Origin of the sequence: Nocardia sp., assembly GCF_025465275.1 — a bacterium.
Taxonomy (GTDB): Bacteria; Actinomycetota; Actinomycetes; order Mycobacteriales; family Mycobacteriaceae; genus Nocardia.
In genome coordinates, this window is sequence record NZ_JAODNK010000241.1 from 1 (window position 1) to 2,524 (window position 2,524).

Annotated in this window: 5 protein-coding genes; 1 reads left to right on the plus strand and 4 read right to left on the minus strand. The window is 57.5% G+C overall.

Features of this window, described 5'->3' with window-relative positions; genetic code table 11:
• Together JWN03_RS45370 and JWN03_RS45375 are read right to left on the minus strand one after the other, a co-directional pair.
• Nucleotides 1-472: hypothetical protein (locus JWN03_RS45370; RefSeq protein ID WP_297629025.1), on the minus strand; the 472-nt coding region annotated here is incomplete at its 3' end.
• A gap of 68 nt (nucleotides 473-540) precedes the next feature.
• The gene (locus JWN03_RS45375; RefSeq protein ID WP_297629026.1) at nucleotides 541-897 is read right to left on the minus strand and encodes a MoaF-related domain-containing protein; all 357 of its coding nucleotides are present in this window, start codon (nucleotides 895-897) and stop codon (nucleotides 541-543) included.
• A 292-nt stretch (nucleotides 898-1,189) separates the two neighbouring features.
• On the opposite strand from JWN03_RS45375, the gene JWN03_RS45380 reads away from it, so the two are divergent.
• Nucleotides 1,190-1,387 carry a hypothetical protein gene (locus JWN03_RS45380; RefSeq protein ID WP_297629027.1) on the plus strand — a complete coding sequence of 66 codons (198 nt, stop codon included), beginning with the start codon at nucleotides 1,190-1,192 and terminating at the stop codon, nucleotides 1,385-1,387.
• A 112-nt stretch (nucleotides 1,388-1,499) separates the two neighbouring features.
• Here JWN03_RS45380 and JWN03_RS45385 read toward each other — a convergent pair whose 3' ends face one another.
• Together JWN03_RS45385 and JWN03_RS45390 are read right to left on the minus strand one after the other, a co-directional pair.
• Nucleotides 1,500-1,661, minus strand: coding sequence for a JAB domain-containing protein (locus JWN03_RS45385; RefSeq protein ID WP_297629028.1), 162 nt, complete (start codon nucleotides 1,659-1,661; stop codon nucleotides 1,500-1,502).
• Nucleotides 1,662-1,889: 228 nt separating this feature from the next.
• Nucleotides 1,890-2,201 (minus strand): helix-turn-helix domain-containing protein, encoded by a 312-nt coding sequence (locus JWN03_RS45390; RefSeq protein WP_297629029.1) that lies wholly within the window; start codon nucleotides 2,199-2,201, stop codon nucleotides 1,890-1,892.
• Nucleotides 2,202-2,524 lie beyond the last annotated feature (323 nt).

Below are 2,524 nucleotides of genomic sequence, written 5' to 3' on the forward strand. Positions count from 1 at the left end.
ATTCGCCGCCCTTCCTGCCGCCATCGAAACCGTTGAAAATCGCCGCGCGAACCTGAATGGTGGGCAGCGCCGCCACCCAGCTGATGACGAAGTTACCGCTCTCCAAAAAGGCAACCACGGGCGCCCGAATGCGTTCGAGATCGGCAACGACGTTGTTTGAGCTGACAACACTTTCAGGGCCCGCTTTTCTTCCACTGTCGTCATATCTCTGGAGCAAAACTCTTGCCGGAGGGGACGATGTGATCCAGGTGACGACAAAGCCTTCGCCTGCCCTTTCGATGGCGGGCAAGCCGAAGATCCCCTTTGTGGTGTTGACGACGAACTCGTCCTGTTTGGTGCCGGAGGCGTCGAACCTCGCGGCGTTGAGGTCCTGATTGCCGGTGTTGGCCCATACGACGACGAACCCCGTACTGAAACCGCCGATCACCGGCCCCCCGCGCCCAAAATCAGTGCTGACCAGAATTTCGGACATTTTCGGATTTCCCATGGTTGAGGTCGTGGATTTGAAAATGCGTAATGCAGAATCGTCGCGGTGAACCGCTACGATGTCTGCGTCATGGTGCCGTGATATTTCGAGAACGTCGGCTTGGTGGGATCTTTCGTATTGGGGTCGGTGATGCTGGTGATGATGGTGTTGTTCGTGTAGTCCTCCAGATGCACCACGGTGGTTCCGAGTTGCTCCTTCCAGGTCACCAAATAGAGCTGGTCCCTGATCGGTTCGACCGTGATGTCCACGGTCTCGGGTTGATCGCCAAGCGTGCCGTCGGGCTTCACGCCGGTATAGGTCAATGAAGTCGCGGAATGAAAATCCAGTTGCACCTTGAATTGTCCGCTGCCGTCGTCCGCGGTGAAGTCGACGAGATATTTGTGTCCTACGGCGGGAAATTGGTAAGCCATTTGATCCTCCTGTGGTGCCGTGCGAACAATGCGGGTTTCAGAATACGGCTTCGAAGCGAGCCGCTCGTAGCAATCTAAAGTTGCTTTACTCCGGTCCAGCGCGGCGCGCTGTGAACTGCTTCACAACGAGCTCTGGAGCGTCACCCATTTCATCTCGTTCGCAGATGCGAGCGCCGTATGCATGGTCTGCGAGGCTAAGTAGAACGCGATCGGAATCGGCCCGACCCGACATCGCCCGGCCTTAAGGCGTAAGAGCGAGCCGTGCGACAAGCCCGGTGGAGAGTTCCGGATCGTGGGCAACCGCGGTCTCTTGTCTGTCGATCTCGGTTTGCGTGGCGCCGTCGTCGGATTGTCTTTGCTGATCGCTTGCGTGGCGCTGCGAGACCGCCGTGACAGCGCGGTCGCGCTCCTGGGTGCGGCGCTCGCGGTGGCCGCCGCCGCTTCCGCGATCCGCTCGGCGCCGACCTTTCCGTCGCCCTGGCAATGGTAGAGCCTGATTCTTCTGGCGTTGTCCTCCGGCGGTTCGGTCGCGTTCTGGCTGTGGGCGCGCGCGGCTTTCGCTGACGACTTCGTACTCAAGCGCTGGCACGGCGCCTTGTGGACTAAATCAGCCGCATCCCCTTCAGGCTCGCATGCCCGTTCTTGCCGACGATGATGTGATCGTGCACGGAGATGCCGAGCGGGCCGGCGATGTCGATGATCGCTTTGGTCATCTGCACATCGGCCTGCGACGGCGTCGGATCGCCGGAGGGATGGTTGTGCATCAACATACTTGAAGGAAGAATCTCATTTAAAAGCAAGCTTCTAGTGCTTTGCTAAGTTCGGAAGGGGGATGCAACTGGGGCTGGTTCCCCGTTACAGATCGGGATAGACCCGAAGTATCATGCGGCTGCCTTCACGAAACTCTACAATCACATTGTAGCACGGATTCCGAATCGAAATCTATCTCGGCTAGATCATCTCACTCAGCGGTAACTGTCGACTGGCAGATATCACGATACAGCTTCCTCCAACGGGGGCGATCGCGAAGGTCGGCAAACAACTAGATTTCTACGATCCCAGCGATCGAGCTCCTCCAGCGGATAGAGAATAGCTTTGCCGATCTTGATGAAAGATGGGCCGATCCTCATCGAACGCCAGTTGCGAAGGGTTCCCTCACTGACCTGTCCGCGATAACGCTCAACAACCTCCTCAACGGTGAGAAATACTGGACCCGCTGGAGGTACGAAGGAGCGGCTGGTGACGAAATCATGCATTGAACTGTTGCGCGTTTCAATTTGCGTGAGGCTAGGATCGATGGTCATCGAAGAGACTCCGGTAAGTGCAGAAGATGTTCTGCAACCAAGCATTGACTGATTGCGGTTTCGAGGACGCCGTCAGCAATTGCGGACCGTTCCGATACACTAGTCTAAATGCCTGCTCATCTGAGGTCACAGAGCGCGCGTCGCGCATAGAGCCCGAAGCAAGCTCATGCAACCACCGCGGAATGAACAGTTCTGGAATGGCAGCTTGTGGCGCAAAACGGCCGTAGCGCGTTTGCCGATGCGTGGAATGACAGGCGCGCGCCGATCAAGTCTGGAGGGCCTGACTGTGCGGGCAAACCCGCGTTAGTCTTCTTTCGGTGGTC

What these genes read in the sequence shown, in the direction of transcription:
- JWN03_RS45375 (WP_297629026.1), bottom strand. Translation starts at nt 897, where the DNA reads ATGGCTTACCAATTTCCCGCCGTAGGACACAAATATCTCGTCGACTTC.
- JWN03_RS45385 (WP_297629028.1), bottom strand. Translation starts at nt 1,661, where the DNA reads ATGCACAACCATCCCTCCGGCGATCCGACGCCGTCGCAGGCCGATGTG.
- JWN03_RS45390 (WP_297629029.1), bottom strand. Translation starts at nt 2,201, where the DNA reads ATGACCATCGATCCTAGCCTCACGCAAATTGAAACGCGCAACAGTTCA.